At 41.1% G+C, this 24,580-nt stretch carries 28 protein-coding genes and 2 pseudogenes; 3 read left to right on the top strand and 27 right to left on the bottom strand.

Annotated elements, in window-relative coordinates; all coding sequences use genetic code 11:
* Window positions 1-14: 14 nt before the first annotated feature.
* From WMO75_RS13415 to WMO75_RS13530, 24 genes are all read right to left on the bottom strand, one after another.
* The gene (locus WMO75_RS13415; RefSeq protein WP_026650181.1) at window positions 15-506 is read right to left on the bottom strand and encodes a PcfB family protein; all 492 of its coding nucleotides are present in this window, start codon (window positions 504-506) and stop codon (window positions 15-17) included.
* Window positions 507-576: 70 nt separating this feature from the next.
* A complete protein-coding gene (locus tag WMO75_RS13420) occupies window positions 577-1,257 on the bottom strand; it encodes a phage antirepressor KilAC domain-containing protein (protein WP_243875247.1) in 681 nt (226 codons plus the stop codon).
* A gap of 40 nt (window positions 1,258-1,297) precedes the next feature.
* Window positions 1,298-1,747, bottom strand: coding sequence for a hypothetical protein (locus WMO75_RS13425; protein WP_118726027.1), 450 nt, complete (start codon window positions 1,745-1,747; stop codon window positions 1,298-1,300).
* 13 nt (window positions 1,748-1,760) lie between these two features.
* Window positions 1,761-2,171, bottom strand: coding sequence for a single-stranded DNA-binding protein (locus tag WMO75_RS13430; protein ID WP_049946959.1), 411 nt, complete (start codon window positions 2,169-2,171; stop codon window positions 1,761-1,763).
* Window positions 2,172-2,790: 619 nt separating this feature from the next.
* Complete coding sequence (locus WMO75_RS13435; protein WP_009300563.1) at window positions 2,791-3,000, bottom strand: DUF6219 family protein; 210 nt, start codon at window positions 2,998-3,000, stop codon at window positions 2,791-2,793.
* Between the two features lie 75 nt (window positions 3,001-3,075).
* Window positions 3,076-3,600, bottom strand: a complete 525-nt coding sequence (locus tag WMO75_RS13440; protein WP_008119059.1) for a flavodoxin family protein — start codon at window positions 3,598-3,600, stop codon at window positions 3,076-3,078.
* Window positions 3,601-3,624: 24 nt separating this feature from the next.
* Complete coding sequence (locus WMO75_RS13445) at window positions 3,625-4,182, bottom strand: hypothetical protein (RefSeq protein ID WP_118726028.1); 558 nt, start codon at window positions 4,180-4,182, stop codon at window positions 3,625-3,627.
* A gap of 45 nt (window positions 4,183-4,227) precedes the next feature.
* Window positions 4,228-4,533: a hypothetical protein gene (locus WMO75_RS13450; RefSeq protein WP_028087788.1), complete on the bottom strand. Its 306-nt coding sequence runs from the start codon at window positions 4,531-4,533 to the stop codon at window positions 4,228-4,230.
* A gap of 105 nt (window positions 4,534-4,638) precedes the next feature.
* A complete protein-coding gene (locus WMO75_RS13455; RefSeq protein ID WP_028087787.1) occupies window positions 4,639-5,733 on the bottom strand; it encodes a replication initiator protein A in 1,095 nt (364 codons plus the stop codon).
* Window positions 5,734-5,757: 24 nt separating this feature from the next.
* A complete protein-coding gene (locus tag WMO75_RS13460) occupies window positions 5,758-6,624 on the bottom strand; it encodes a ParB/RepB/Spo0J family partition protein (protein ID WP_026650282.1) in 867 nt (288 codons plus the stop codon).
* A complete protein-coding gene (locus WMO75_RS13465) occupies window positions 6,614-7,420 on the bottom strand; it encodes a ParA family protein (RefSeq protein WP_026650281.1) in 807 nt (268 codons plus the stop codon). Before WMO75_RS13465 ends, WMO75_RS13460 begins: the two co-directional genes overlap by 11 nt.
* Window positions 7,392-7,784, bottom strand: a complete 393-nt coding sequence (locus WMO75_RS13470) for a plasmid mobilization protein (RefSeq protein WP_138343957.1) — start codon at window positions 7,782-7,784, stop codon at window positions 7,392-7,394. The genes WMO75_RS13465 and WMO75_RS13470 overlap by 29 nt, the downstream gene beginning before the upstream one ends.
* A 3-nt stretch (window positions 7,785-7,787) precedes the next feature.
* On the bottom strand, window positions 7,788-8,867 hold the full coding sequence (locus WMO75_RS13475; protein ID WP_024854000.1) for a site-specific integrase: 1,080 nt from the start codon (window positions 8,865-8,867) through the stop codon (window positions 7,788-7,790).
* A gap of 2 nt (window positions 8,868-8,869) precedes the next feature.
* Window positions 8,870-9,067, bottom strand: a complete 198-nt coding sequence (locus WMO75_RS13480) for a MerR family transcriptional regulator (RefSeq protein WP_024853999.1) — start codon at window positions 9,065-9,067, stop codon at window positions 8,870-8,872.
* Window positions 9,064-9,282 (bottom strand): hypothetical protein, encoded by a 219-nt coding sequence (locus tag WMO75_RS13485; protein ID WP_008393122.1) that lies wholly within the window; start codon window positions 9,280-9,282, stop codon window positions 9,064-9,066. Before WMO75_RS13485 ends, WMO75_RS13480 begins: the two co-directional genes overlap by 4 nt.
* The gene (locus WMO75_RS13490) at window positions 9,275-9,502 is read right to left on the bottom strand and encodes a hypothetical protein (RefSeq protein ID WP_008705329.1); all 228 of its coding nucleotides are present in this window, start codon (window positions 9,500-9,502) and stop codon (window positions 9,275-9,277) included. Before WMO75_RS13490 ends, WMO75_RS13485 begins: the two co-directional genes overlap by 8 nt.
* A gap of 656 nt (window positions 9,503-10,158) precedes the next feature.
* Window positions 10,159-10,656: a nucleotidyltransferase domain-containing protein gene (locus tag WMO75_RS13495; RefSeq protein ID WP_009247521.1), complete on the bottom strand. Its 498-nt coding sequence runs from the start codon at window positions 10,654-10,656 to the stop codon at window positions 10,159-10,161.
* Between the two features lie 84 nt (window positions 10,657-10,740).
* Complete coding sequence (locus WMO75_RS13500) at window positions 10,741-12,285, bottom strand: ATP-binding cassette domain-containing protein (RefSeq protein ID WP_009247522.1); 1,545 nt, start codon at window positions 12,283-12,285, stop codon at window positions 10,741-10,743.
* 453 nt (window positions 12,286-12,738) lie between these two features.
* Complete coding sequence (locus WMO75_RS13505; RefSeq protein ID WP_009247523.1) at window positions 12,739-13,116, bottom strand: TnpV protein; 378 nt, start codon at window positions 13,114-13,116, stop codon at window positions 12,739-12,741.
* 26 nt (window positions 13,117-13,142) lie between these two features.
* Window positions 13,143-14,282, bottom strand: coding sequence for a plasmid recombination protein (locus WMO75_RS13510; RefSeq protein WP_019190307.1), 1,140 nt, complete (start codon window positions 14,280-14,282; stop codon window positions 13,143-13,145).
* Window positions 14,283-14,637: 355 nt separating this feature from the next.
* Complete coding sequence (locus WMO75_RS13515; RefSeq protein WP_009247525.1) at window positions 14,638-15,792, bottom strand: AAA family ATPase; 1,155 nt, start codon at window positions 15,790-15,792, stop codon at window positions 14,638-14,640.
* A complete protein-coding gene (locus tag WMO75_RS13520; RefSeq protein WP_009247526.1) occupies window positions 15,782-16,117 on the bottom strand; it encodes a plasmid mobilization protein in 336 nt (111 codons plus the stop codon). Before WMO75_RS13520 ends, WMO75_RS13515 begins: the two co-directional genes overlap by 11 nt.
* Window positions 16,107-17,198, bottom strand: a complete 1,092-nt coding sequence (locus WMO75_RS13525) for a site-specific integrase (protein ID WP_009247527.1) — start codon at window positions 17,196-17,198, stop codon at window positions 16,107-16,109. Before WMO75_RS13525 ends, WMO75_RS13520 begins: the two co-directional genes overlap by 11 nt.
* Window positions 17,199-17,387, bottom strand: a complete 189-nt coding sequence (locus tag WMO75_RS13530) for a helix-turn-helix domain-containing protein (protein ID WP_009247528.1) — start codon at window positions 17,385-17,387, stop codon at window positions 17,199-17,201.
* A 448-nt stretch (window positions 17,388-17,835) separates the two neighbouring features.
* On the opposite strand from WMO75_RS13530, the gene WMO75_RS13535 reads away from it, so the two are divergent.
* The gene (locus WMO75_RS13535) at window positions 17,836-18,366 is read left to right on the top strand and encodes a helix-turn-helix domain-containing protein (RefSeq protein WP_009247529.1); all 531 of its coding nucleotides are present in this window, start codon (window positions 17,836-17,838) and stop codon (window positions 18,364-18,366) included.
* Between the two features lie 292 nt (window positions 18,367-18,658).
* On the opposite strand, the gene guaA is transcribed toward WMO75_RS13535, so the two are convergent.
* Both guaA and WMO75_RS13545 read right to left on the bottom strand, forming a co-directional pair.
* Window positions 18,659-20,236 carry a glutamine-hydrolyzing GMP synthase gene (gene guaA / locus WMO75_RS13540; protein ID WP_118698833.1) on the bottom strand — a complete coding sequence of 526 codons (1,578 nt, stop codon included), beginning with the start codon at window positions 20,234-20,236 and terminating at the stop codon, window positions 18,659-18,661.
* Between the two features lie 315 nt (window positions 20,237-20,551).
* Complete coding sequence (locus WMO75_RS13545; RefSeq protein ID WP_349078229.1) at window positions 20,552-21,916, bottom strand: DUF4832 domain-containing protein; 1,365 nt, start codon at window positions 21,914-21,916, stop codon at window positions 20,552-20,554.
* 249 nt (window positions 21,917-22,165) lie between these two features.
* Between WMO75_RS13545 and WMO75_RS13550 the strand changes: the two genes are divergently transcribed.
* Both WMO75_RS13550 and WMO75_RS13555 read left to right on the top strand, forming a co-directional pair.
* On the top strand, window positions 22,166-23,332 hold the full coding sequence (locus WMO75_RS13550) for a PqqD family protein (protein ID WP_118252721.1): 1,167 nt from the start codon (window positions 22,166-22,168) through the stop codon (window positions 23,330-23,332).
* A 233-nt stretch (window positions 23,333-23,565) separates the two neighbouring features.
* Window positions 23,566-24,336: pseudogene (locus WMO75_RS13555) on the top strand (ATP-binding cassette domain-containing protein).
* A 52-nt stretch (window positions 24,337-24,388) separates the two neighbouring features.
* On the opposite strand, the pseudogene WMO75_RS13560 reads toward WMO75_RS13555, so the two are convergent.
* A pseudogene (locus tag WMO75_RS13560) lies at window positions 24,389-24,580 on the bottom strand (hypothetical protein); the annotation flags it as partial.

A 24,580-nucleotide genomic window follows, 5' to 3' on the forward strand; every position in this document is an offset into this window, starting at 1 on the left:
ACCGATTTGCTTTTTCATCGGCTCTGCTCCTGATGCCGGTTCTTTACTTTGTCCTTCGATTTCTTTGGCATCATTGCTCTGTAAGTTGCAAGACGCTTGTGAATAGAAGGCTTATTCGCTTTTTGAATCTGTTTCTGGGAAAACTCACGGAAAGCAGCATTGAGGGCATCCTGATCACGTCCTTTAAAAAACACCAGATACATCGGTGGATCTTTACTCTTATCTTTTTTCAAAGCATAATTGATCCCGTATTTTCTGGCATAACGTTCAAAGGACTTGATATTCTTATTTGTGATCTCGATATTGACCATCCCGGCATTTTGTTTTGCCAGCTCTTTTACCGTGACCTTTCCCTGTTTCGGCTGATTCTTCTTCGCTTTCTTCTCTACCGATTTCTGCTTCTGATGACGCAGATAAGCAGCAAGAACCTTTTTCAATAAATCTGCTGTTACTTTGGTAGTCCGAATGCAGAACGTGACCGTTTTCTGAGTTACCTCTTCCTGCATGATTTTCCCTCCTTTCAGCGATTTAACTGCTGTCCAGATCTGTAATCATGGCAACCACCTCCTTCATTCTTTACTCTTCCTCCGCACACAACGCTTTAAAAAATTCTTTTCCTTTTGGTGTAACCAATGTCTGTGAACCAAGATGTCCATTGTTAAAATAGTCTTTTACAATAAACAGATCATTGTTCTTCTCCACCGCATAGGGTAACAGCGTGCCGGATGGACTCCTATATAGAAATCCTCTATTTAAAAGAAGTTTCACAAATTTTCTTTCTGGAAATTCAATCTCTTTTGCCGTCGTTCGAATATTGGTGCATTCTCCTGTAATCATGAAATGATCATAATAATCTGCTTTTGGCTGCATATCCTTTACACGATTTTGCAATTCTCGATTTCGATTGTTTTCTGCCAAAAGTCTCTCGGCAAATTCCAAAAGAAGTTCCGGGTTATCTTTTACCCTGTCTAAAAGATCGGTCTCTAAATATCCGCCTGTTTTCCTAATAGCCGGAAGTACCTCATCAAATACCCACTTCTCAAAATTCTGTGCTGACTTTAAACGACTTTTTGTAATCAGCCGATATACATCTCCCTCTGGAATAAAAATCATTGGCTGTACCCCACCTGATGTAAGGACGCCCCGTTTCAGGGCCCCCTTGCAATGAACATTTATCGCATTTCTTGGTTTTGCATATCCCAAAGCAAATGCTACATCCATTCCAGAAAATAAAAGTCTGCCTCCATCTTCAATCATACGGATGGAACCAAACTCCGAATTGTGAAACTCTGTGATTTTATAATCCGTCTTCTCCATCCTCTTCTCCATCCTCTTCTCCTCCTGAACCGGCAAGTAACATCAAACCATTTTCAATGATTGTGCTCCTAATAAACTCTGCTACATTCACGGTTAAATAACCAAGATATTCTGCAAGGAAACTACTATATTCCTCTTCTGTCAACAATTCCTCCAGTGCTTCCAAATGAGCTGTCACTTTAGAAGTCTGCTTTCCGCCAAGCAGCTTGCCTAATATTTCTGTAAATTCCTCTGTGTCACATGACTCAAACATACATAAGATCATCTCCATTGTTGTTTCCAAAACTAAACGATCCATTTTCATTTTTGTCAGCTCTTCCATTGTTTTCATGGAAGTCATAAGTGCATCGCTTGTCATATGTTCTGTATTGATTCTTCCTTCTGAATCAACCAATCCTATTGCAAATAATTCTAAAAAGTATTTTCTCATAAATCTTGTCCTCCTATCGAAATGGCATTTCTTGTTCAAGTTCTTCTGGTATATCGAATGGAATCTTCCTCTTCTCTGCTGGTTGAAATCCGTCAGATTCTTCTTTTTTTGTTTTGGCTTCTGCAAACTCTACATTATCCATAATGACTTCGGTATAATAGGATGCAGTTCCAGTCTGTTCATCTTTGATCTGAGAGATTACCAACTCTCCGGAAAGAGCAATCTTAATTCCTTTTTCAAGATATTTCTCCACAAATTCTGCATTATTTCCATAAGCTGTGATCATCACTACAAATGCTTTGCTTGTGCGATTTCTTTTTACTACCAGTGGAAACCTAGATACTTTGGTTTGTCCCTTTTGCGTAGATGTCAGCTTAGTTTCTGGATCTCTGGCAAGTCTACCCATTAAAACAATCGTATTCATTCTTTTTGTCCTCCCTTTCTTCCTGCAACACCCTTCCCTGGTATTTCAAACAGGATAATAATCTGTGCATTTTCTGCACGAAAAAATGAGGAATGGATTCGAACCATTCCCCACTTGCTACAGGATTTCTCCTGTAATATAAATAAGAAAATCTAAGTATTCACATTTGGGCTTTGTCTGTACATATACATCTGATCGTTATCATTCCAGATAACCCGGCTGTAAAAATACAGTCACAGTCTCTGTTTCAGCAGAGGTCCTGTACCCTTCGGTGGTATCATTATTGCTTCGCTCTTCCCGTAGGAGTCTTCGCCTGCACGAGCCGGATTATCTCCGGTAAGCATGTTCCTCAAGATGTATCAGCTCCTTCAATTGTCAAGGTGCAATCGGAAGAACTGTCTGAACCTCTTTTACGTTTGTGATTTTTGGAAATCAGAGGATTTTCAATTTGCCTTCCATATACTCTGTATTGGGAGCGACAAAATCGGACATGATTTTAGAAATTTTTTGAAATTATTTTTTGAAGTGTAAAAAGATATAAAAAAAAGATGCCAGGATTTCTCCTGACACCATAGTGACTATGCCAACTTCGTGCCCACTGGGCACAAGGTTGATTGTATTATTCTTCATTTCCTAATGATATTGGTTCTTTCTTTGTTTTCTTGTTTTTAGATATCATCTTATGACCTGTGTAAATAGCCATAATCATACAAAGCAAAGAACTTGCCGCAAAATATTTATGGCTTGATTTTGAACCTTTATATCCGCTATAAAAAGTTCCTAGCATCGTTATCAATGCTCCGACAGACCAATATTCATGAGCTTTCATTCTAACATCTCCCTTTGTGTTAATTTTAATATGTACCGTTTGATGAAATATGCAAACAGGAATTTGGAACGTGCTTTATAAATTTTTTCCGATCCCCTCAAGTTCGTTCATGGAATCCTTGTTTTTTTCAAGTTCATCTCTGGCTGTTGCATAATATGATTTTTTGAAAAGCATATCCCATGAAAGATATTTTGCCATACAGTCAAACTGCTTATCAATCAGCTCATACTGGATACTGTCTACGGGAGAACCGCCTACAACAATCGTGCCAACTTTTTTATTTTTTAACTGCAATCCACGGCAGTAGCACTTATCAATGATAAGTTTCAATTGTGCTGACATTCCCCACCAATAAACTGGTGTAGCAAAAAGAATCATATCTGCGGCAGCAATTTTATCAATTGTAGGATTTGTATCATCCTTATCGACGCATCCCTTAGAGCATTGACAGACACCACATCCCTTGCATGGTGCAATGTTGAGTTTGTCAGGTTCAATGATTTCAATTTCATTCTTTTCTGATGCTCCTTTTATAAATGCATTGATTGCTGTCAGCGTGTTTCCTTTTCTGGCACTTCCATTAATGATTACAATTTTCATGCGTGTATCCTCCAACTTCCGATTTCATGATATCATTTCTAATACAGATTTTACCGTATTTTTCAGATTCAGTCCATCTTTTAATCCCATTCGATAGAAAAATTCTTCTGTTTCTGCTCCACTGCTAAAAATTGCATTACAGTATTCCGTAATCACTTCTTCCTGTTCTTGGGATAACGTTTCCAGTAATTTCTGGTATTTCTTATCAATCTCACTTACTGGCTCTTTATCCTGCTTTAACTTCCATTCTGAATATGCTTTCCCCATATGCTCTGTAATTGTCAGATTCACAAATTCCTGCACTTCCTCGGATATGGTGCTCGCAGATTCCTGTTTATCTTTCTTTTTATCATTTGATTTTTCAAGTGTCGTGTCATCAATATAACGAATGATTTCTCGAATATTTGACTTCATCGACTGCAGATATCCTTTCATCAGCACAGCTACTTTTCTAGCATCCGATTTTTCGGTTTCTTTTTCCAGCATATAAAACTCTTCCAGTTCTTTCAGAATATCCATCCCTGCTTTCATCTGAAATTCCACCTCAAGCAAATCATCCATCACTTTATATAATTCTTCCATTGTTTATTTCTGCCTTTCCATATAGCGCCACTATATTTTCCACAATCATCCAAAAATAAATTCCTGTAATCCACATTTCACAACTTCAATTACTGCAACTATCCCCATACCGATATGTGGGAGTAGAACAAACACTACTGTCGTAATAATCGCTGATTTCATTGTCCAGTCCGTACTGATTCCAAACCCAATACTCAAAACTTCTGTCACAACAGAGATTCCGGCTATCAGATAGCAGAATCCAGCAGATAACCCAACCAGGAACACCAGCACAATATTCACCGCTGCAAGTACCAGCCAAACAGGAGCTGCAATAATTCGAAATGGCAGTTTTATCATAAATCTCAACATAATTCTTCCTCCTACTTTGTGCCCAGTGGACACAAGGTTATTTTAGCATATCTGCCAGATATGACTATCTCTTTTTAAACTTCGTGCCCAGTGGGCACAAAGTTCTTACCTGTCTGGAATATCCTTCCCCCAGTACATGTCATGTCGAACTTCAGCATCATAAAACTGATTGATTGTTGCAGGAGCGTTATACAATACCGTCAGCATATACTGCCGGATATTCTTCACTTTGCTTGTACTCCTGTCAAGACTGAAAAACACATACTGGATGTGTTCATACCCGACTTTGAGCAAACGGCTCTTGACCACTTGTGTAGGCACAGCTTCCCCATTGATCTGTTGATATGTCTTTGTCGAACATATTGCATCCAGCATCAGCTCTACCAGCTCTTCTACTCGTCCAGTTCCATAGCTCTGACAAAGGATCTCATATTCGATATTATCATGAATTAACTGTCGATACTCATTTCTCTCCTGTATCCTATCTCTCCCTTTCTCTTGTTCAGATAGATATTGATAAGATTCATTCTCACTAAATTCAGTATAATTATATTCAGTATTATTACAGTTTGTTTTTGAAACTTCTTGAAGTTTGTTTTCTAAACTTCTTGAAGTTTGTTTTTCAAACTCCTTGAAGTTTGTTTTTGAAACTTCTTGAAGTTTATTTTTCAAACTTCCTGAAGTTTGTTTTTCAAACTTCTGTGTATTTACGGGCTTTTCCGGCTCTTTTTTTGCATATTCTTCTATTTCTGTCTCTGTATTTTCTTTTCTCTCTGCTACATTTTCCGGTGTTTCTTCCGAATCAAAGATTGCTGGCTCATCTGGATATTCTGTCAGGCTGAAATTTTTCACGTAAATAACATTTGTTTTTCCAAGTCCGATTCGCCTCTTCTCAATCAATCCAATCCCTTTTTCCTGATCCAGCTCTTTTAGACAATTCACAGCCTTATTCCTGCCACAGTTAAGCATTTCCATAATCTCTTCCACCGAAAAGAAAATATATGCCCTGTCCTCTTCATCAAACCACCGGTTCTTGATGGACAGTGACATCCGGTCTAACATCAGTCCGTACAGCACCTTTGCTTCGCAGGAGAGATTTTTAAAATATTCACTTGTAAACAGCAGTTTGGGAATACGATAAAAACTGTACATATCGCATTCCATTCCTTGAAAATAATGGAATGTTGCTCTTATACTCATGACACATCCCTCCCTTCGTACTTATCAATGATTCTGATTGCTCCATTCCTCCAAAAGCTGACATATAACAGTCCGTATCTTCTGTTCATCATACTCTGGAGGAAAATACTTCTTAATTTCATCCTGTTTTAATGTTACCGTTGTTTTCTTTTTACGCTCTCCTATAACCAGGAGCCGCACAATCTCTTTTGTCAGCGTTTTTTCTTCTCGATGTTGCCTTATTTTTTTTGCCTGTTCCAGACTTGGATATTTTCCGGTACTCTCATGCACTTCCTCCACCATCTCCTGTTCTGGAACCGTAAGGTAGGAAAGCTCTACACCTACCTGCAATCCGATTACATCACGATCTACTGCGTTTAATAGGTCATTCATCAGATAAGTAAGCCGGATATAGCGATACACCTGCCTTGCACTGTCATTTGCGTTCTTTCCAATGTCTTTCGCACTGATACCGCCTGATGTTCCCTGATGATTCATTGCTTCCATCTTCATACGGTAAGCAAATGCCTTTTCACTTGGGAGTATATTAGGTCTCTGCAGATTGCTGTCTACCATCGCACGGACAGCTGTATCTTGATCCATATTTCTGATAATAACCGGAACCTCTTTAAGACCAGCAAGTTGTGCCGCATGTCTCCTTCTGTGACCGGCGATGATTTCATATTCACCATCACCCAGCGGTCGTACCAGTAATGCTGTAAGAATTCCCTCTTCTTTCACACTTTCCACCAGTTCCGCCATTGCCTCATCATCATTTACTTGAAATGGATGGTTCTCGAAAGAATGTAAATGCTCAAGTGAAACCTGCTGGATATCGTTCGTTTCTTCTCCTCCTCCAAGTAATTCATCATAAGATGTCAGTTTTATCTTCGATGCACTTCTACCTTTCATCCAAAAGCACCTCCTGTGTCATCTGCCAATATGCAGCCGCTACTTTTCCTTTTGGATCATGCTCAAATATGCTGATTCCTTCCGCACTGATTTCAGCTGCTCGTACTGAAAATGGAATACTCTGTGGAAAAATCTTAATCTGGTTTCCATATGTATCAAAAATCAGATCAGATATATCTCTTGCATAGTTCGTTCGGTTATCCACCATTGTGATCAATATACCTCCAATTTTCAGTTGTTTGTTCAGCTGTCTTCGCACCTTTCCTATCGTCCGTATCAGCTGTTCTAGACCCTTTACAGGAAGATAAGCCGCCTGGACAGGTATAATAACTGCATCGACACTGGCAAGTGCATTGATCGTCAGCATTCCAAGTGATGGCATACAGTCAATCAATATATAGTCGTATTCTTCTCTCATTCTTTCTATATATTGTTTTAAGACAAGTTCCCTGCTCATAATATTTACAAGTGAAACTTCCATTCCAGAGAGTTCGATGTTTGCCGGAATCAAATCAATTCCTTCCTGGTGATGTAAAATTCCCAGTGTATTTTCAAATAGTTCATCTTCTACAATCTTTGTCAGAATAGTAGCCAGTGTGATTGGTAATTCATCTGGGTTATGATACCCAAGACTTGCTGTCATACTTCCCTGCGGATCATTGTCAATCACAAGCACTTTCTTCCCTGCTTTTGCAAGTCCGACTGCCAGATTCACGCAACTTGTTGTCTTGCCAACCCCGCCTTTTTGTGAACACAATGCCAGCACTTTACAATCCTTCATTACTTTCTCTTCCATCCTTTTTATCCTCCCATAAATAACTTGAACCTTTCAGCATCCATAATGCTGCTTCCAAAAATGCAAGATACCGTTCTGTCATACTATCAAGAACCGGTTCTGAAATAACTGGTTTTTCAGACTTCAAATCTTTTGCCACATCCTCCAAAACCAAACTCATTTCCTTCATTTCTGACCGGATAATCTCAATTGTTTCTTTCTTTCCAACAACACATACCTGATTGTAAATGCATGATCGGACGATATAATCCTGTTTTTTCATTCCGCTCACTTTCACTCGTTCTTCGATTGTTGCTTTTTCATAAGAATTCACCCGAAAAGAAATGGTCGTTGTGTTGTGTTTTCCATGTCTGTCACCAGCCATCGCTTATTCCTCCTCTTCCTCATGTTTCTTATCTAGCAAACCTGCTAATTTACTCTGTGTAGACGGATACAGATGTGAATAAGTGTTCAACGTGGTTTCCACCTTTTCATGTCCAAGGCGTTCTGCAATCTCCAATGGAGCCACCCCCATATCAACCAGCATACTGGCATGGGAATGGCGGAGATCATGAAGTCGTATCCGCTTTACACCAGACCGCTCGATTCCGGTAGCCATACAATGTTCCATATGCGATTTGGTAAACCGAAAAAGTCTTTCCTTTTTCATAATTCCATACAAATGACTGCAATACTCCCGAAATTCCTCTGCAAGAAAATCCGGCATCGTAATCACACGGATACTCTTTGGAGTTTTCGGCTGCGTGATCATATCCTTTCCTTTCAGTCTCTGATAAGATTTATTGATTGATATGGTTTTCTCTTCAAGATTGATGTCATTATAAGTAAGTGCAAGCAATTCACCGATACGCATTCCGGTCCAGTACAACAAAAGAAACGCCATTCTTGTCTCCGGCTTATCACTTACTGTCTCCAGAAAAGCATTGAACTCTTCCTGCATCCAGAAGTCCTTCGGTTCTCCTTTACTCTTGCCAATCGCTCCTGCCTTCCTGCAGGGATTATCCTGCAGGTTATAATACCGCATTGCATAATTGAAGATTGCAGTCAGCTGGCAGTTCACTGTTTTCAGATAAGTAGGAGAATATCCTTTTCCATTCTTATCCTTATACGTCAGCAACTCATTCTGCCATGCACGGACGTCTGCCACCGTAATTTCACTGAGAATCTTCTTTTCAAAATAAGGCTTGATTTTCAGGTCAATAATATATCGCTTCGTGTACATAGTGTTTTCTCTGAGACGGACATCCATATCTTTGTAATAAATCTCCAGAAAATTTCCAAATTCAATATCCACACCCTGGCTCTGCTGTTGCAGGAAATCTCTTTCCCATTCCTTAGCTTCACCCTTGGTCCTGAATCCTCTTTTCTGTTTTCTTTTCCGATTTCCCTGCCAGTCTTTGTAATAGACCTGTACTTTCCAGTTTTTTCCTTCTTTGTAAACCCCCATTGCTAATCCTCGACTTTCATGCCATAAATCTTTTCTGCCAGGAATTTCGTAGAGATTTTTCCAGCTACTACAATATAGCCTTTTGCCTTCAATTCTTTGTTGTATTCTCGCATCAGACTATATGCATAAGTTTTTGAAACTCCAAGAATTGCACACACATCATCCACATCCATATACATTTTTTCCTGCATCATACTCATACCGCTTTATCCTCCTTCAAATACTGCTCAACATGTTCCAGACCATAGATCTTGTCCTCTACATAGCGGGTTGGCACCCGACCGAGAATCACATAATAGTTCTTGCTTGCCAGATCGGCATTCATTCTTTCCACTACCCGGTAAGCAAACGAAACTGATAATCCAAAGAGTTCTGCAATGTCTTCCACTGATAAATACATTTTTCTCTTACGCATGAAACCATTCCTTTCCCTCTTCCTGTGGAATCTCACAAGTATCTTCTACTCCGTAGAAACGCTTCACAAAATACTTTGTCGGAACTTTTCCTCTAAGCGTCAGGTAGCCCTGTTCTTCCAGTTCCTTGTTCAGATTTCCGATGATTTCATAAGCCGATGTCTGTTTTACTTCCAGAAGTTCACATATATCGGCTGCCTTTAAAAATAATTTATTCTGCATAATCAGTACCTCCTGTGTTTTGAATATTTATCTCTTCATATACTCTGTACTGGCAGATGCAAAATCGGACATCATTTTCCGAAATTTATCAAATTTTCTTGTTTTTTAATTCTCCATCAGTGTGATTACTGTGTCATGGAGTTTAAGCTCATCGAAAGTAAAGAACCTTTCTGTGGTATCTGTTTTCTAAATGCAGGCAACAAAAAAACAGTCTGCCTTGACGAAAATCACTTCAATCAAAACAAACTGTTCTTCATATTTACTCTAATTTTATTTTATGAGAATAACCGATTTCACGAAATTTGCAGGTGAATCTGGAATATAAACAAGAGAAAAAAATAATTTTTAAACTCCATTTGCACTCCATTTGGTCTTTTCGACACCCCGCAAAGCCTTTATTTATGGGCTTTTCCGCGATTTTTCAAGCTACTCGAACTCTACAAAGACTAACGCTTTTTGTTTAGGAATTATTCTCTGTAATGTTTCTCGTTCTTTTGATTATTTGATATATCCATATTATCCTGCCTATACGAGCTAATGTTATCATTTTGTTATCGGCATTGATAACACCTACTCGATAACTGTGGATAATAACTATATGTAGCATGTCAAATTATAAGCTATTTTGCTTAGAGATTCAACACAAAACTGAAATTTTACTTTTCCTTATATTCATCTGGTATTGCTATTTGAAATGTTTCACACAACAGCATCACATCATGCACATCATTTTTATCGTGTTCATATCCCAAATGAAGCATTACCTGACTCAATGGTTCAATACAAGAAACAGTTATATCTCCAACTTTTCCAATACCGGAAAAAGTTTTTGATGGAAATATATCTCCCTCATAAACAATTCCGTCATCTGTAAATTCAAAACAATGTAAATCAATGATTCTTTGTTTATCATCTTTCCAGACAGTATGACCATCCGTTGTATAATCAGTATTTACTTCCTCAAATCCATGCTGCTTAATCACATAAATATAATCATGATAATGTTTCAGTTCAACAAACAAATCAATATCATTGTGTATTCTTGATTCTCTTTTAAGAAGTGCATCAACACCCCATCCGCCATCTAAATATACTTTAATTTCGTTTTGCAAAGCATATTTTATAATTTCACATGCATCTTCTGTACGTACCATAATCTATCCTCCAAATTCAAATCTTTGTATGCTTTCCAACTCACTAAAAGCCTGAAATTTGTCAGTCTTTCATCCTTTTTGTTATCAATCACCAATTAGCTGTAATCCATTAGGATTTAGCTGATATATTTTATCGCACACCTCTTCAATATACTTTCTATCGTGAGAAATGCTAATGACAGCCCCCGGAAATTCTCGGAGCATTTTTCTTATTACCGGACCGGACAATGGTGAAAAATTTCTTGTCGGTTCATCCAGAATAAGAACATTTGCACCACTTAAGCTCATCCTCAAGAGAAGCACTTTCGCCTTTTGTCCGCCTGATAACTCCCGAATCGGATGCTCCATTTCATCTGGTGTGTATTTAAGTGAACCAAGGTATGTTCTAATTCTTGTACGCTCTTCTTTATCTCCTGTTTTATCAAGGTAATCAACCGGTGTAACATCCAAATCCAGCAGGTCTTCATAAGTTTGAGGCATATATTCTGCTTTAATGTCATTCCGATTTAGGAGTTCTTCCGCTATCTTTTTTAGAAGAGTCGTTTTTCCTGCCCCGTTGGCTCCTATCATACAGATTTTTTCTGAACCTTTTATTTTTAAATGAATTCCTTCTGCTAAAATTCTTTTGCCATCCGGAGTCACAAGCTTTGAAAGTTCATATTCTATGACCGTTTTTCCTGCGGGAATGTGTGAGTTTTCATCCCCTAATTTGACAAAGATTGCTTCTTCCTGTTCCGGCATCTGAGTCATATTTTCATCTTCTTTTTCAAATCTTCGTTCCATTGCCTTAACCGTATGCATTTTGTCCTTTAAGTTTTTGGCAACAGACGGTGCTTGTCTGGTACAACTTCTTAATGCACCTTGTACACTCTGCATAACTCTTTGATATTTTTCATCGCGAATCTTTTTCTCCCTACGGTCACTCAGTGCCCGCTGTTTTTGGATTTCAAATTTATGAAGCCGTTCTTCCACATAGCGTCTATAGGGAAGCTTTGCCACGGTATATCTCGCCTTTGTTTTTCGTATAATCTGCTCGATATGTATCACCATGTTGGCAGTACGCTCTATCAGCGTTTCATCGTGTGAAATAAAAAGCACAATGTGCTTCCAGTCATTTATGATTTTTTCCAGTAATGTAAGCGTCGCAATGTCGATGTCATTGGAAGGTTCGTCCAACAACAGCACAGAAACATCGCGAATGAAAAGCCTCATAAGTTGTGTCTTGACTTTTTCGCCTCCTGAAAGACTACCCATTGTCTGGTTACTGTAGAAAAAATCATTTTTCATTCCAAATTTTCCCGCAATAACAGACAATTCTTTAGGCGTTTTCTCCCAGAATATTTCCTCTTCAGAAAAATATTCGTATATTGTTTTTTCCTTATCTTCATCGAGCATCTCCTGCGGAAGATAACCAAGACGTTCGTGTCCCATTATCCTTTCCCCATCTGCTTCTATATAGTTTTCTACAAGCGACGGATTGTATATCCACTTCATTAATGTCGATTTCCCATTTCCCTCTTCTCCAATAATAACTGCCTTATCTCCATCATTTAGCACAAGGTTGAAATCATTAAGAATTATTCTCAGGTCTTTTTTATGTGTTAAATTTAATTTTTTTATCTGCAACATTAAAGTTTCTCCTTTTCGAAGTCTGAGCCAATTATTATTTTGAACACACAAAAACGAGTCTTTTTTGCATACGCAAAAATAGACTCGCTAAATAGACCCTTATTTCTTTTCCAAAAGGAAAACAAAGGAAATGCCTCTTGCGATAATCCAACTTAAGCGTACACAAAACAAACCTATTCTCTACAGGCTCAATAACTATATGTGTCTTACTTAAATCAAATTATCTATTAATCATTTCCTCACCTTACACAAAATGTGCCTTTCTTTCTTCTAATGGCAATACTATCATACTGTATTTTTTGTGTCAATACATTTCACCTTATGGAAGTGCAAATTAAAATTTTCACTTCCTAATTATACATCCAACCATTACGAAATTCAATCTTTCACAACCTCTTTACAACCACAACCACAGCACTCCAGCAAACGCAGGAGCACCATACCGTAAAACGCTTATGTGTAAATCAACTCCGTTCCTACAACTTCCCTCACACAAGCCTGAATATTATTCATTCTTCCAATCCATTCGTAGGGATTATCTTTCTTTAATTGTTCCGTCACATCTTGTCTGTCGGCATATTCCTTTACCAGTCGAAGAAACATATCCTCTGCTTGCTTATCGACTTCTGCAAGATAACTATGCAGCTTTCCGCTTGTCAGCAGGTTCATATATAACACTTTATAGTGTTCCTTTAAATGCCTTGCATGTCGTTTCCCCCATAAACCAATCGGCTCTATTTCTTCTTCGGCTGGTACTGTGATGTTCGGCAATAAATAATCACCCACCTGTCTATAAGTTCCGCCCATTTCTTCAAAAATTGTCTTTGTCATTTTCCTTTTCCTCCTGTGATTTTTGTCTATCGTGATCGTGTATTATCACGCTTGCGACCTTTAACTGTTCTTGCCTGCTCCAACAAATCATCTATCTGTTTGCGACCAAAAACCTTACGGAGCAGGCTGTAATCTTTATTTTCTGCTTTTAGGATTTTGTTTTCTTCGGTCAATCTTTCATTGACTTTCTCCAAACGCTGATTGGTGCGGTATAACTGTGCATTCGCTGTATTCAGCCTATGATAGTTGTCCCACCCCTCAAAGCAGCGGGCAAGCACCGTTTTGACAAGTTGCTTCAATTTCCTTACAACCGGCTCTGCCATTTTGGTTTTATATGCCTTTGCAGTCATAAATTTCTCTGGTTCTGGCAACTGATATTTCGGTGCAGTATCAAGCTCTATTTCAAGATTTGACAGCTCGTCTTTTGCCTTATCATAGTTCAATACTCGTTCCGACAACACATCAAATTCAATCTGTTTCTGCTCGATTTTCGCACCTAATGCCGCCACTTCTTTTTCTCTTTCCTGCTTTTTATAATCCAAAACAGAAAGATGTTTTTCGTGTGTGCCTAAATGTTCCCACTCAATCCCATAACGTTCCATCACCGCCGCAAGCTGTTCTTTTTCGGACTGTATCCATTGCGACCACTCCGTATCGCCACGACTGCCGCCCTTAAAACCTTGCGTTGCAAGAGCCTGCTTTAGTGACACTCTTGTATCAAGTCCACGCTTGCTGCCTGTGGTAAAAGGTACAAAATCTATGTGCAGATGTGGTGTAGCTTCATCCATATGCAGATGAGCCGAGAACACCCGAAGCTGTGGATTTCGCTCCTGAAAACCCTGATAGTATTCATCTAAAATCTGCTTTGCCAGTTCTCCGTTTTCCGTATCGGCGTTCATATTTCCCTTACCGCCCACCTGTAAAATGATTTCGTGGAACGGTTTTTCCTGCTTGGAACTTCGGATTTTTTCATAATAATCTTTTATCTTTCGGTCTGACCTTATCTGCTTGGCATTGTATCTTTCCAATGCTTCATCAAACAATTCGTGATAAACTGTCTTTATATTTTCATTGCAGTAGTCGATATTGAGATGAGTACGAGTTCCGTCTACATTTTCTGCTCGGAACTTTCGGCTATTGTGATTGACCGAGCCTTTACCGACCATTGCACTTATCGTTCTCTGCATTTTTTCATCTCCCATCTGTAAATTTCAACATTCTCAGGTTTTGTTACTTTTGTCAAAAGTAACGCAAAAGCACTTTTGACGGGTACACCCATCAAAAATGCGACCTGTAAACAGGTTTTGCGTTCTCCGAAGGCTCTCCGAGGGGTGAGCGTGTGCCGGTGGCACACACGCCTGCGAACCGACCGAGCCAGCAGGCGAGACCAAAGAGCCGCCTTTGAAAAGGCACTCTCTGCACACTCCCCTAAACTTTATCCGGTGTCAAAGTGTGACGATGGTGACAATGTTTTTCACAGCGTGCTGCTCTCAAAAACATTGACACCTTTGACACCGTTTGTCACGCCGTCTGCTCGGTTTCTTTCCAAAGTGAAACCTTTCTTCCGTCGTGTGTGCGGCTGTTCTGATAACGGATACCGTAATCACGAAACAGCCTGCTTGCGTTGATACTGAGCCTTAAAGAAAGTACATTCGGCTTTATATCCACCGCAAGCCTTTCGCAAAGTTCCGAAGCAGTTCCTTCCCATCTGTCACTTTCCGAAAAGAGCGTATCCGCTATCTTCTCAAGCAGAGGTTCGGGCGGTTCTTTCCACATCTCCGTTTCCGATTTTGCAAAGTTCCACACCAATCGCTCGCTGTCCCTTACAAGATGGATTTTCATATCCTGCTGGTCTCTGCCAGCAACATCAAGTGTGGCATTGTTGGAAGTACGCTTGTCCTTACTGAGAACAAATGCACCGTCTGCCGCACCCATCAGACCATTCGTGCCTGAAATCATATCGAATATATCTTCCGATTTTTGTTTGCGTGTATGATGAACAATAAGCATTGAAACCTTGTAACTGTCTGCCAACGCTTTCAGCCTTGCCACAACATCATAATCACTTGCGTAGCTGTAATCTGCTCCGCCTGCTTCACGCACACGCTTTAAGGTGTCTATGATAATCAAGCCTGTGTCTGGGTGTTCCCTCATAAACCCTCTTATCTGTTCTTCCAGTCCGCCATTGACCGTTTTACATTCCGTTGCGAAATACAGATTGCCTGTCTCCTTTGCACCGAACATCTGAAACAATCGCTTCTGCAAACGTGGGTAATCATCTTCAAGGGCAAAATAAAGCACCGTTGCCTTACGCACCTTATACTCCCAAAGCGGTGTGCCTGTGCTGATATGATAGGCAAGCTGTGCCATCATAAAGCTCTTTCCCACTTTCGGGGAACCTACGAAAAGGTAAGTTCCCCTTTGGAGCAGACCGTCGATAAGTGGTGTCTGAACCTCAAACACCGTATCATACAGCGTTGTCATTGATACTGTTTTCAGATAGGAAGGGTCTAACTGTCTGAGTATTTCCCTTTGCATTTCTTCAAAAGATTGCTCGTACCCCTTGAAATCCGTATCCTGATTGACTATACTATTGTCAGTACATTTGGAAAGTGACTGTTCCGCATCTGTTGCCGCAGATACATTTGGAATAGTCATTTCTTTTTTATTCTCCATTCGCATCCTCTCCTTTCAAACCGCCGAGAATAATGGAAATCAGTTCTATTACACTCAGCAGTTCATCATCCACACCTTTTCCTGCTTCAATCCTTTTCAGTTCCGCAAGGACTGTGGCAAATTCCGTTTTCAACGCCTTATACACTCTCGGATTGCCCTGTACCACCACATCCTGATTTAAGCAACGGCGGTAACAATACTCCTGTTTTGGCAATCCTGATAGAGCTACAGCTCTGTTAATGAGTTCGTTTTCTTCGGGCGATACTCGAAACCCTACTGTGATATTCCTCCAACGATTTTTGTTATCTCTGTTCTTAGCTGACATTTTCAAAATCTCCTTTCCCTAAATCATCTAATTTTTCTGCCATCTCAATCTGCTTTGACGGAAAGAGGTGTGCGTACTGATAAGTAATATCAATACTTTCGTGACCAACTCGGTCAGCAATCGCCACCGCAGAAAAGCCCATATCAATCAAGAGTGAAATGTGGCTGTGACGGAGATCGTGAATGCGGATACGCTTCACGCCTGCCGCCTTTGCCCCTCTGTCCATCTCGTGATGAAGATAGCTTTTCGTCACCGTAAAGATACGGTCTTTCTTCTTCAATCCGTAAAGCATACCGAGATATTCTTTCATTTCCTCACACAGAAACTTCGGCATTTTAATCGTGCGGTTGCTCTTTTTCGTTTTCGGAGAAGTAATCACATCCTGCCCTTTCAAACGCTGATAGGATTTATTGATTGTGACTGTTTCCTTATCAAAGTTGAAATCTGCCGGAGTCAAAGCTAACAGCTCGCCCTCTCGGATACCGCACCAGTAAAGCATTTCAAACGCATAAAAGGAAACAGGCTTGTCCATCATCTCAAAAGAGAATTTCTTGTATTCTTCCTTTGTCCAGAACAGCATTTCCTTGTGTTCCTCACGTCCCATATTTCCCACCTTTGCCGCAGGATTGGAACGCAGTTCATAGTAGCGGACAGCGTGATTGAAAATGGCGGACAACTGATTGTGCAGCGTTTTCAGATACGTCTGTGAATAAGGCTTTTTCTTCTCATCACGATAGGCAAGCATTTCATTCTGCCAAGTAATAATCTCCTTTGTGGAAATCTCGCTGATTTTCAGTTTCCCGAAATACGGAAGTATCTTTGTGCGTATGATATGCTCTTTGGTAAGCCACGTGTTTTCCTTCAAACGGTTCTTCACATCATTGATATAAAGCTCCGTAAAGGCTTCAAAACTCATATCAAGGTCTGAAGAAGTCTGCAATTTGAACATTCTTTCCCATTCCTGTGCTTCTCGTTTGGTAGCAAAGCCACGCTTGCATTTCTGCTTGCGTTCCCCTTTCCAGTTCACATACCTTGCCATCACATACCAAGTACCGTTATCTTCATTCTTAAATACCGGCATTTACATTTCCCCCTTTCCTGCTCCGTAGAGCCTTTCGTAAAAATACTGGCGATTTACACGCCCTGCAATCGTAATAAAGCCCTTTGCTTTCAATTCCTCATTTAATTGTCTGATGAGTTTATATGCATAAGGTTTTGATACGTTTAGTTCCTGAGCCACATCTTCGGCTCGGATAAATCTGTTTTCCATATCCTTTTTCTTCCTTTCTTAAAATAATTTTTTGCTTGCCGCTTTCTCCGTGTTAAAGTTCCAACAGGCACTCCTGCTTGTCGGCAGGCGCTGTGCTGTCCCAATGCACCGCAGTACATCAGGCGCTCGCTCGTATAGGGGTTCCCGAAAAGTCGGAGACTTTTGGGGAAGAGGAGGAGCAGTGCAGCGAATGAGCTTTTGTGCTTGCACACAAGCGAACGATACGGAACTTGCTCCGACGAGGTCTTGGCGGTTTGGCTTTTCGGACGGTCATTCAGTTGTCGCATTAAGCATATTTGTTTAATTCGTAATTTATTTTACTAAACATATTTGCTATTGTCAAGTGGTTGCAAAGAAAATATTAAACATTTTTGTTTCGGTTTTTCTTGACTTCCACTAAACATTTCTGCTATACTTATTTCACTAAATATAAAAGGAGCGTATCATTATGGCTATCAGCGAAAGAATACATTTTTTCAGACTAATGCGTGGTATGACACAAAAGTATCTCGGTACAGCAATCGGTTTTCCAGAAAAGAGTGCTGATGTGCGTTTGGCACAGTACGAAACTGGTACACGCAAACCGAAAGCAGACCTTACAAATGCATTGGCACAGGTGCTTGATGTTTCTCCACAGGCTCTTGATGTTCCTGACATAGACAGCTATATCGGTCTTATGCACACTCTGTTTACCCTTGAAGATATTTACGGTCTTACTGTCAGTGAAGCAGACGGAGAGGTATGCTTAAAGGTCAACAAGGACAAAGGCAGAGAAGCATATGAACTCCTCAAAATGCTGTATGCTTGGAAAGAACAGGCAGACAAGCTATCTTCCGAAGAAATCAACAGAGAAGAATACGATAACTGGCGTTACCATTATCCAGAGTTCGACACCACACAGCGTTGGGCAAAAGTTCCATCACAGGAATTAAGTGACGCTCTCGTGGAAGCATTCAAAGACCACTTGAAAGATAAATAAGCACCTACAGGACCTGCCACTGGCAGCTCCCTACAGATGCTTTGGCAACGACAAAAAAGCCCTTAACTATGGTTATTAACCACAGCTAAGGGCTTAGTTTATAATATGGAATTTGTTCAGAGCCAAGCTCCGAACTTTAGTCTGCAAGCCACCTGTTAATTGTTCCGTTACCCATAAACCACTGGATAACAAGAATAATGGCACTTGCTATGACTGTTATCAATTTGTTATCAAAAGACTAATCGAAATCGCTGAAACCCGCATAAACACTGGCTTTTTTAAGCAACTCGATTTATTCAAATTCAATCGTTCCCGGTGGCTTGCTGGTCAGATCGTAGAATACGCGGTTAACTCCCTTAACTTCGTTAATAACACGATTCATAACCCTGTTCAGTACCTCATACGGAATCTCAGCGGACTCTGCGGTCATGAAGTCGATGGTCTTGACTGCGCGGAGTGCAACTGCATAATCGTAGGTTCTGAAGTCGCCCATGACACCTACGCTTCGCATGTTGGTGAGGGCTGCAAAGTACTGGTTTGGCATCCAGGATGGGTCTTCTCCGTGTTCTTTCTTGTAGTCGGCGGCTGCTTTGTCGACTTCTTCACGGTAGATGTAGTCTGCGTCCTGAACGATGCGTACTTTCTCTTCGGTTACTTCTCCGATGATACGGATTCCAAGACCCGGGCCCGGGAATGGCTGACGGAATACCAGTCTTTCCGGAATTCCAAGCTCCAGTCCGGCTTTGCGGACTTCGTCTTTGAAGAGGTCACGGAGCGGTTCGATGATTTCTTTGAAATCTACGAAATCCGGAAGACCGCCTACGTTGTGGTGAGATTTGATCACTGCGGATTCTCCGCCAAGACCGCTCTCTACAACGTCAGGATAGATGGTTCCCTGTGCGAGGAAATCAACTGCTCCGATCTTCTTTGCTTCTTCTTCGAAAATACGGATGAACTCTTCACCGATGATCTTACGTTTTGCTTCAGGCTCTGTAACGCCTGCAAGCTTGTCATAGTATCTTTGCTGTGCATTGACACGAATAAAGTTCAGGTCGAACTGACCGTTTGGTCCGAATACGCCCTCTACTTCATCGCCTTCGTCTTTACGAAGAAGGCCGTGGTCCACGAATACGCAGGTAAGCTGCTTGCCGATCGCTCTGGAAAGGAGTCCTGCTGCAACGGAAGAGTCAACTCCACCGGACAGTGCGAGGAGCACTTTGCCGTCGCCGACTTTTTCGCGGATCTCTTTGATGGTGTTTTCAACGAAAGCATCCATCTTCCAGTCTCCGGCACATCCACAGACACCAAGTACGAAGTTGGACAGCATGGTCTTGCCTTCTACGGTGTGAAGTACTTCCGGATGATACTGGATCGCATACAGTTTCTGATCTGCATTCTCAGCAACAGCCACCGGACAGTCTGCTGTATGTGCAGCGATCTCAAATCCCGGTGCCGGTTTGGAAATGTAGTCTGTATGGCTCATCCATACGATTGTTTTATTGGATACATTTTCGAAAATTTTGGAATCTGTCTTATCAACAAGAAGTTCTGTCTTACCATATTCGCTGACATCGGCTTTTTCAACTTTGCCGCCAAGGACATGCATCATAAGCTGTGCGCCATAGCAAAGTCCCAGTACCGGAACGCCGAGTTCAAACAGTTCTTTCTGGTAAGTCGGTGAATCTGCTTCGTAGCAGCTGTTCGGACCGCCGGTAAGGATAATTCCTTTAGGATTCATCGCTTTGATCTTCTCAAGATCGGTCTTGTAAGAATAGATTTCGCAGTATACGTTACATTCTCTGACACGTCGCGCAACCAGCTGATTGTACTGACCGCCAAAATCAATGACAATAACTAATTCTTTTTTCAAGGCTTGCCTCCTGTTTCCTGTATAATCTCTCTTTTGAATCTGATTCTCATTATAAATGAGTAAATCTACTTTTACAACGGCTAATTGCTCGCTGGAATGAATTTTTTTATTTTTCCAAAAGAAAATTTATTTCTTCTTTAGAAAAGCATCACTCTTTCTTCAATCTCTCATCACAAATTCATCACAGATTCACAGTATAGTAATAAGCAAATAAAGCGAATGCTTTTTTACATATATTTTTCTTTTTCATACTCGCCGGGCACAGATGCCCGGCCCTCCTTCTTTTTGGAGCTTTTTTGCATTCTCTCTGTTCTCTTATTTCCAGAGATAATTTTTTCCTTCCTGATATAAGGTATTCATTGCCAGACGAACACCCACTTTCTCTGTCATAGGATCTTCAATTCCGATGGAAAGACGATATCCCTTTTTCAGAAGGCTGTTCAGTTTCTCTGTCTTCAGTGTGGTTGAGGTTGATATTTCTTCTTCTGGAAGCACAGACGACATTTTTATTTCGATATTTTTCTTTTCGACAAGTTTTCCCTTCTCATCTTCAATATAAATATATGCCGGCCAGTCTTTATATAGTGGTGCCACTCCTGAATTTTCCCAGATAAGCTTCAGACTGCTGCTGTTTCGGGTGCTTTTTAGTTCTGACTTTGAAATCCACAGACGATACCCCATGTTTTTGAGGACTTCTTTGTATCCTTCTGCATAATCCTCATCCGGGATCTTCGGGCCCAGAAAGGTTGTATGTGCTTCACGGATCATTTCCACAGTCTCTGACAGATCTGTGTCCATCATCTCCTCCATCGAGAAAGAACTTGTAAATTCTCCGCCGGATGGTGCGGTTTTCCAGAAATCCTTCATGGACACCATTGCATTTTTTTCACCTGTCTGATCATACTCACCGCCATTGCTAATCCAGTCAAGCCAGCTCTGGGTTCCCTGTGGATGTCCGGTCATATCATTATATAACCCAAATCCATTTTTTTTTGCAGCAGCAAATGGTCTCCGCATGAGAATCATGGCATCCGGAAAGGCCTCCATCCATGGGAGAATATATTGTTCTCTTACCTCTTCTCCCGGAATCCTCTGAATTCCCTCGCTGTAGTTTACATGCCACTCTCCCCAGTGTCCAAGGCTTCCAAGCTCAATATAACTGATCAACCCATCCTGCCCCAGGTGCTCTCCAAGTGCCTTTACTGCCTGCTCATGACAGGAAATGATCGTCGGATTGTTATAATCTGGAGCAAAGCCTTTCCCATATTCTCCGGCATACCATTGACCGGCTTTTCCACTTTTTTCGTACAGCCATTCCGGTATGTCCATATGCTCTTCCTGTCCCGGAATATCACAGACGAATCTCAATACCAGATGCTTCCCCTCGCTTTTCCATCGTGCGAGCTGATTTTTTTTCTCGATGGCCTCCCAGTCATAAACACCCTCCTCCGGTTCCAGTTCTGCCCAGGTAATGTCCATATACAAAAGAGAAATGTCTTCCGAAACTTTATCATACCAGGCATTTCTCGCATATCCCATAAGCGGATTCCCGAAAGCCACCTGGCTTTCCTTATATTCTTTTACTGTCTTTTGTCTGCTAAGCCAGAACATTTCCACTCCTGCTGCCAATACCACTGTCAGAATCACGCTCAGACACAGTATTGCTCTTTTTTTAATCATCCTGTTCTCCATTATACTTATTATACGTCTCCCAGCGGCTTCAAAGATCCTGCCTCCGGATATCTGTATCCATCTCAGTTTATAATATTTTACCCTGAGCAGATGCTTATTGCAAGAACAACGTTACTGTTCACGGTAACAGAACAACACAGCTTTCCCTCTTTTTTGGAGTTATTTTCTTGTATGAGATTTTGCCGGATGTTATAATTCTTTCTGTATAAAACTGTACTTTTCAGAAAGGATTTTTTTATGTTCAAATGTCAAGAAGGCTATACCCTTCGTAAAATAAAAGGTGTCAGTTACATTCTCCCTTTCGGACAGCAGATTGCCGACCAGCGTAAAGGAACCATCCTGAACGAAACCAGCGCTTTTCTGTGGAATGTGATCCAGCATAATGAAGGTGCTGACCTGGAAATGCTGACCGAAATGCTTGCACGCAGATATGGACTTGCGGAGGAGAATTTTCCCATGCTCCGCGAGGACATTCTTGATTTTCTGCGGCAGCTGCAGTCCATGGGAATGCTGACCGAAACTCTTCGTCTTCAGTCGGAAGAAGCCTCCTTATGCATCCTGATCGCAGGGCTTCGCCTTCACTTCCATGGCGCTTCGCAGCTTTTCTCCGGATACTTCGATAAGTTCCGCGAAATGAATCCTGCGAAAGATGCAGACCAGGAAATTGAGTTTTTTACAACTCCGCCAGCCAGCAAATCTTATGGAAAAGTCCTCCTTCGCAATTCAGATATGACAATTTTAGAAAACCCTGACCGCTATGTGATTCTTTTCCCGCAGATGTCAAACATTCATCAGGTACATATGAGTCTGGACGGAAGTTACGTGAGATTCTACTGTACTCCGGAAACCTCTGAATCAGCACAGGAAAATATTTTTCATGCGATCCGGCTCTTTTTCCTGTTTGCTGCACAAAAGCACGGGAAATTTGCCATTCATTCTGCATCGATTCTTTATAAAGAAAAAGCATGGCTGTTCTCCGGACATTCCGGTATGGGTAAATCAACACACACCCAAATGTGGCATGATCTTCTGCAGACTCCATATCTGAACGGTGATCTCAATCTCCTTGGCATGGAAAACAGCAAAATTATCGTCTACGGGATTCCATGGTGCGGAACTTCCGGGATTTATACGACCACTGATCATGAGCTTGGCGGTATCGTCCTTCTCGGACGCGATCCGGAGAAAGATTTTCTTCAGGAGCTGTCTCCTTCAGAAAAAGTCATCCGGATTATGCAGCGCATGATCTCCCCTTCCTGGAAAGAACGCTTCTTCTCCATGAACCTTGACTTTGCGGAAAAAATTGCCGGACAGGTGCCGATTCTGCATCTGCTCTGCACCAGAAATCCATCTGCTGTTTATACAGTTCAGAGGAAAATAGATGCTCTAGAGGAACCACAATGAGAGAGAAACTCCAGCTTATCATGAAACATCTCAGACAGGGAAGCCTCCAGAAAATGTGGAAACAAACCATATGGATCTACCAGTATGGCAGACGTTACTGGAAATCTATGATTCTCTATACACTGCTGGGTGTTATGGGATCCTGTGTTTCACTTGCTTCCAGCCTGATCTCCAAAGATCTTGTCGATATCATCACAGGTCATCAGACCGGACGTCTGATGGATATCGTGGAAATGCCGCAGGAAGATTACAGCCAGGATCATGCAGTAAAACTCTTTGAAAAGCAGCACAAAACCAGCGGTATCGATCTCACAATGAAGGATCTGAGCTATACCTATCACAGTGGAACGGAAGTTTTTGCCCATGCTTCTATGGAAGCTTATCCACATGAGATCATCGCCCTGGTCGGACCTTCCGGTGAAGGAAAAACAACTATGCTCCGGCTGATCCTGTCACTTCTTCGGGCACAGAGCGGAGAATTTCAGATTTGTGCCGGAAGTGATCATAATCAAAAACTGAATATGTCACCTTCGACTAGAAAGCTTTTTTCCTATGTTCCGCAGGGAAATACCATGTTTTCGGGAACCATCGCAGAAAATATGCGAAACGTAAAGCCGGATACCACAGATGAGGAAATCATAGAGGCTCTCAAACTCTCCTGTGCATAGGATTTCGTGGAAAAACTTCCCAATGGTATTCAGAGCATTGTAAAAGAGCGGGGCGGTGGTTTTTCTGAGGGACAGGCACAGAGACTTTCTATTGCAAGGGCACTTCTCCGCAAGTCTCCGATCCTTCTCCTGGATGAGGCAACTTCGGCACTTGATGTTGCCACCGAAAGAAAGGTTCTCAAAAATATCATGCAGGATACCTATCCAAGGACCTGTATTGTGACAACCCATCGTCCTACAGTATTAAATATCTGTACGAGAGTTTATGCGATACGCGATAAGAGGTGTGAAGTACTGGATGAAGTGGAAATTGAGAAGATGGTGAAAGAATTTTAAAAAAGGCACAGAACCCGCGGGTTCTGTGCCTTTTGGCATGCTTTATTTCATATTAATCTGTAATACTTACACCGGTGATTTCAAGTCCTGCATCTGATTCAACGCACAAATCTCCAAGTCCAATGTTGTCCGTTGGATTCTGATGGTATCCAAGATTTATAACTAATCCTGAATTATTCACGGCAAAGCCGTGATCGTGGCTGAAAGCCACATAGTTACTGTATTTTAATTGCATATTGCTTTT

Source organism: Blautia intestinihominis (assembly GCF_040096655.1).
Classification (GTDB): domain Bacteria; phylum Bacillota; class Clostridia; order Lachnospirales; family Lachnospiraceae; genus Blautia_A; species Blautia_A intestinihominis.

Coding starts and splice junctions, on each gene's coding strand:
- WMO75_RS13475 (WP_024854000.1), bottom strand. CDS start 8,867: ATGGGGGTTTACAAAGAAGGAAAAAACTGGAAAGTACAGGTCTATTAC.
- WMO75_RS13430 (WP_049946959.1), bottom strand. CDS start 2,171: ATGAATACGATTGTTTTAATGGGTAGACTTGCCAGAGATCCAGAAACT.
- WMO75_RS13510 (WP_019190307.1), bottom strand. CDS start 14,282: ATGGTCGGTAAAGGCTCGGTCAATCACAATAGCCGAAAGTTCCGAGCA.
- WMO75_RS13435 (WP_009300563.1), bottom strand. CDS start 3,000: ATGAAAGCTCATGAATATTGGTCTGTCGGAGCATTGATAACGATGCTA.
- WMO75_RS13450 (WP_028087788.1), bottom strand. CDS start 4,533: ATGTTGAGATTTATGATAAAACTGCCATTTCGAATTATTGCAGCTCCT.
- WMO75_RS13445 (WP_118726028.1), bottom strand. CDS start 4,182: ATGGAAGAATTATATAAAGTGATGGATGATTTGCTTGAGGTGGAATTT.
- WMO75_RS13525 (WP_009247527.1), bottom strand. CDS start 17,198: ATGCCGGTATTTAAGAATGAAGATAACGGTACTTGGTATGTGATGGCA.
- WMO75_RS13545 (WP_349078229.1), bottom strand. CDS start 21,916: ATGATTAAAAAAAGAGCAATACTGTGTCTGAGCGTGATTCTGACAGTG.
- WMO75_RS13490 (WP_008705329.1), bottom strand. CDS start 9,502: ATGCAGAATAAATTATTTTTAAAGGCAGCCGATATATGTGAACTTCTG.
- WMO75_RS13455 (WP_028087787.1), bottom strand. CDS start 5,733: ATGAGTATAAGAGCAACATTCCATTATTTTCAAGGAATGGAATGCGAT.
- WMO75_RS13470 (WP_138343957.1), bottom strand. CDS start 7,784: ATGGCTGGTGACAGACATGGAAAACACAACACAACGACCATTTCTTTT.
- WMO75_RS13460 (WP_026650282.1), bottom strand. CDS start 6,624: ATGAAAGGTAGAAGTGCATCGAAGATAAAACTGACATCTTATGATGAA.
- WMO75_RS13440 (WP_008119059.1), bottom strand. CDS start 3,600: ATGAAAATTGTAATCATTAATGGAAGTGCCAGAAAAGGAAACACGCTG.
- WMO75_RS13535 (WP_009247529.1), top strand. CDS start 17,836: ATGGCTATCAGCGAAAGAATACATTTTTTCAGACTAATGCGTGGTATG.
- WMO75_RS13515 (WP_009247525.1), bottom strand. CDS start 15,792: ATGGAGAATAAAAAAGAAATGACTATTCCAAATGTATCTGCGGCAACA.
- WMO75_RS13550 (WP_118252721.1), top strand. CDS start 22,166: ATGTTCAAATGTCAAGAAGGCTATACCCTTCGTAAAATAAAAGGTGTC.
- WMO75_RS13465 (WP_026650281.1), bottom strand. CDS start 7,420: ATGGAAGAGAAAGTAATGAAGGATTGTAAAGTGCTGGCATTGTGTTCA.
- WMO75_RS13500 (WP_009247522.1), bottom strand. CDS start 12,285: ATGTTGCAGATAAAAAAATTAAATTTAACACATAAAAAAGACCTGAGA.
- WMO75_RS13505 (WP_009247523.1), bottom strand. CDS start 13,116: ATGACAAAGACAATTTTTGAAGAAATGGGCGGAACTTATAGACAGGTG.
- WMO75_RS13415 (WP_026650181.1), bottom strand. CDS start 506: ATGCAGGAAGAGGTAACTCAGAAAACGGTCACGTTCTGCATTCGGACT.
- WMO75_RS13530 (WP_009247528.1), bottom strand. CDS start 17,387: ATGGAAAACAGATTTATCCGAGCCGAAGATGTGGCTCAGGAACTAAAC.
- WMO75_RS13485 (WP_008393122.1), bottom strand. CDS start 9,282: ATGCGTAAGAGAAAAATGTATTTATCAGTGGAAGACATTGCAGAACTC.
- WMO75_RS13520 (WP_009247526.1), bottom strand. CDS start 16,117: ATGTCAGCTAAGAACAGAGATAACAAAAATCGTTGGAGGAATATCACA.
- WMO75_RS13480 (WP_024853999.1), bottom strand. CDS start 9,067: ATGAGTATGATGCAGGAAAAAATGTATATGGATGTGGATGATGTGTGT.
- WMO75_RS13495 (WP_009247521.1), bottom strand. CDS start 10,656: ATGGTACGTACAGAAGATGCATGTGAAATTATAAAATATGCTTTGCAA.
- WMO75_RS13425 (WP_118726027.1), bottom strand. CDS start 1,747: ATGAGAAAATACTTTTTAGAATTATTTGCAATAGGATTGGTTGATTCA.
- WMO75_RS13420 (WP_243875247.1), bottom strand. CDS start 1,257: ATGATTGAAGATGGAGGCAGACTTTTATTTTCTGGAATGGATGTAGCA.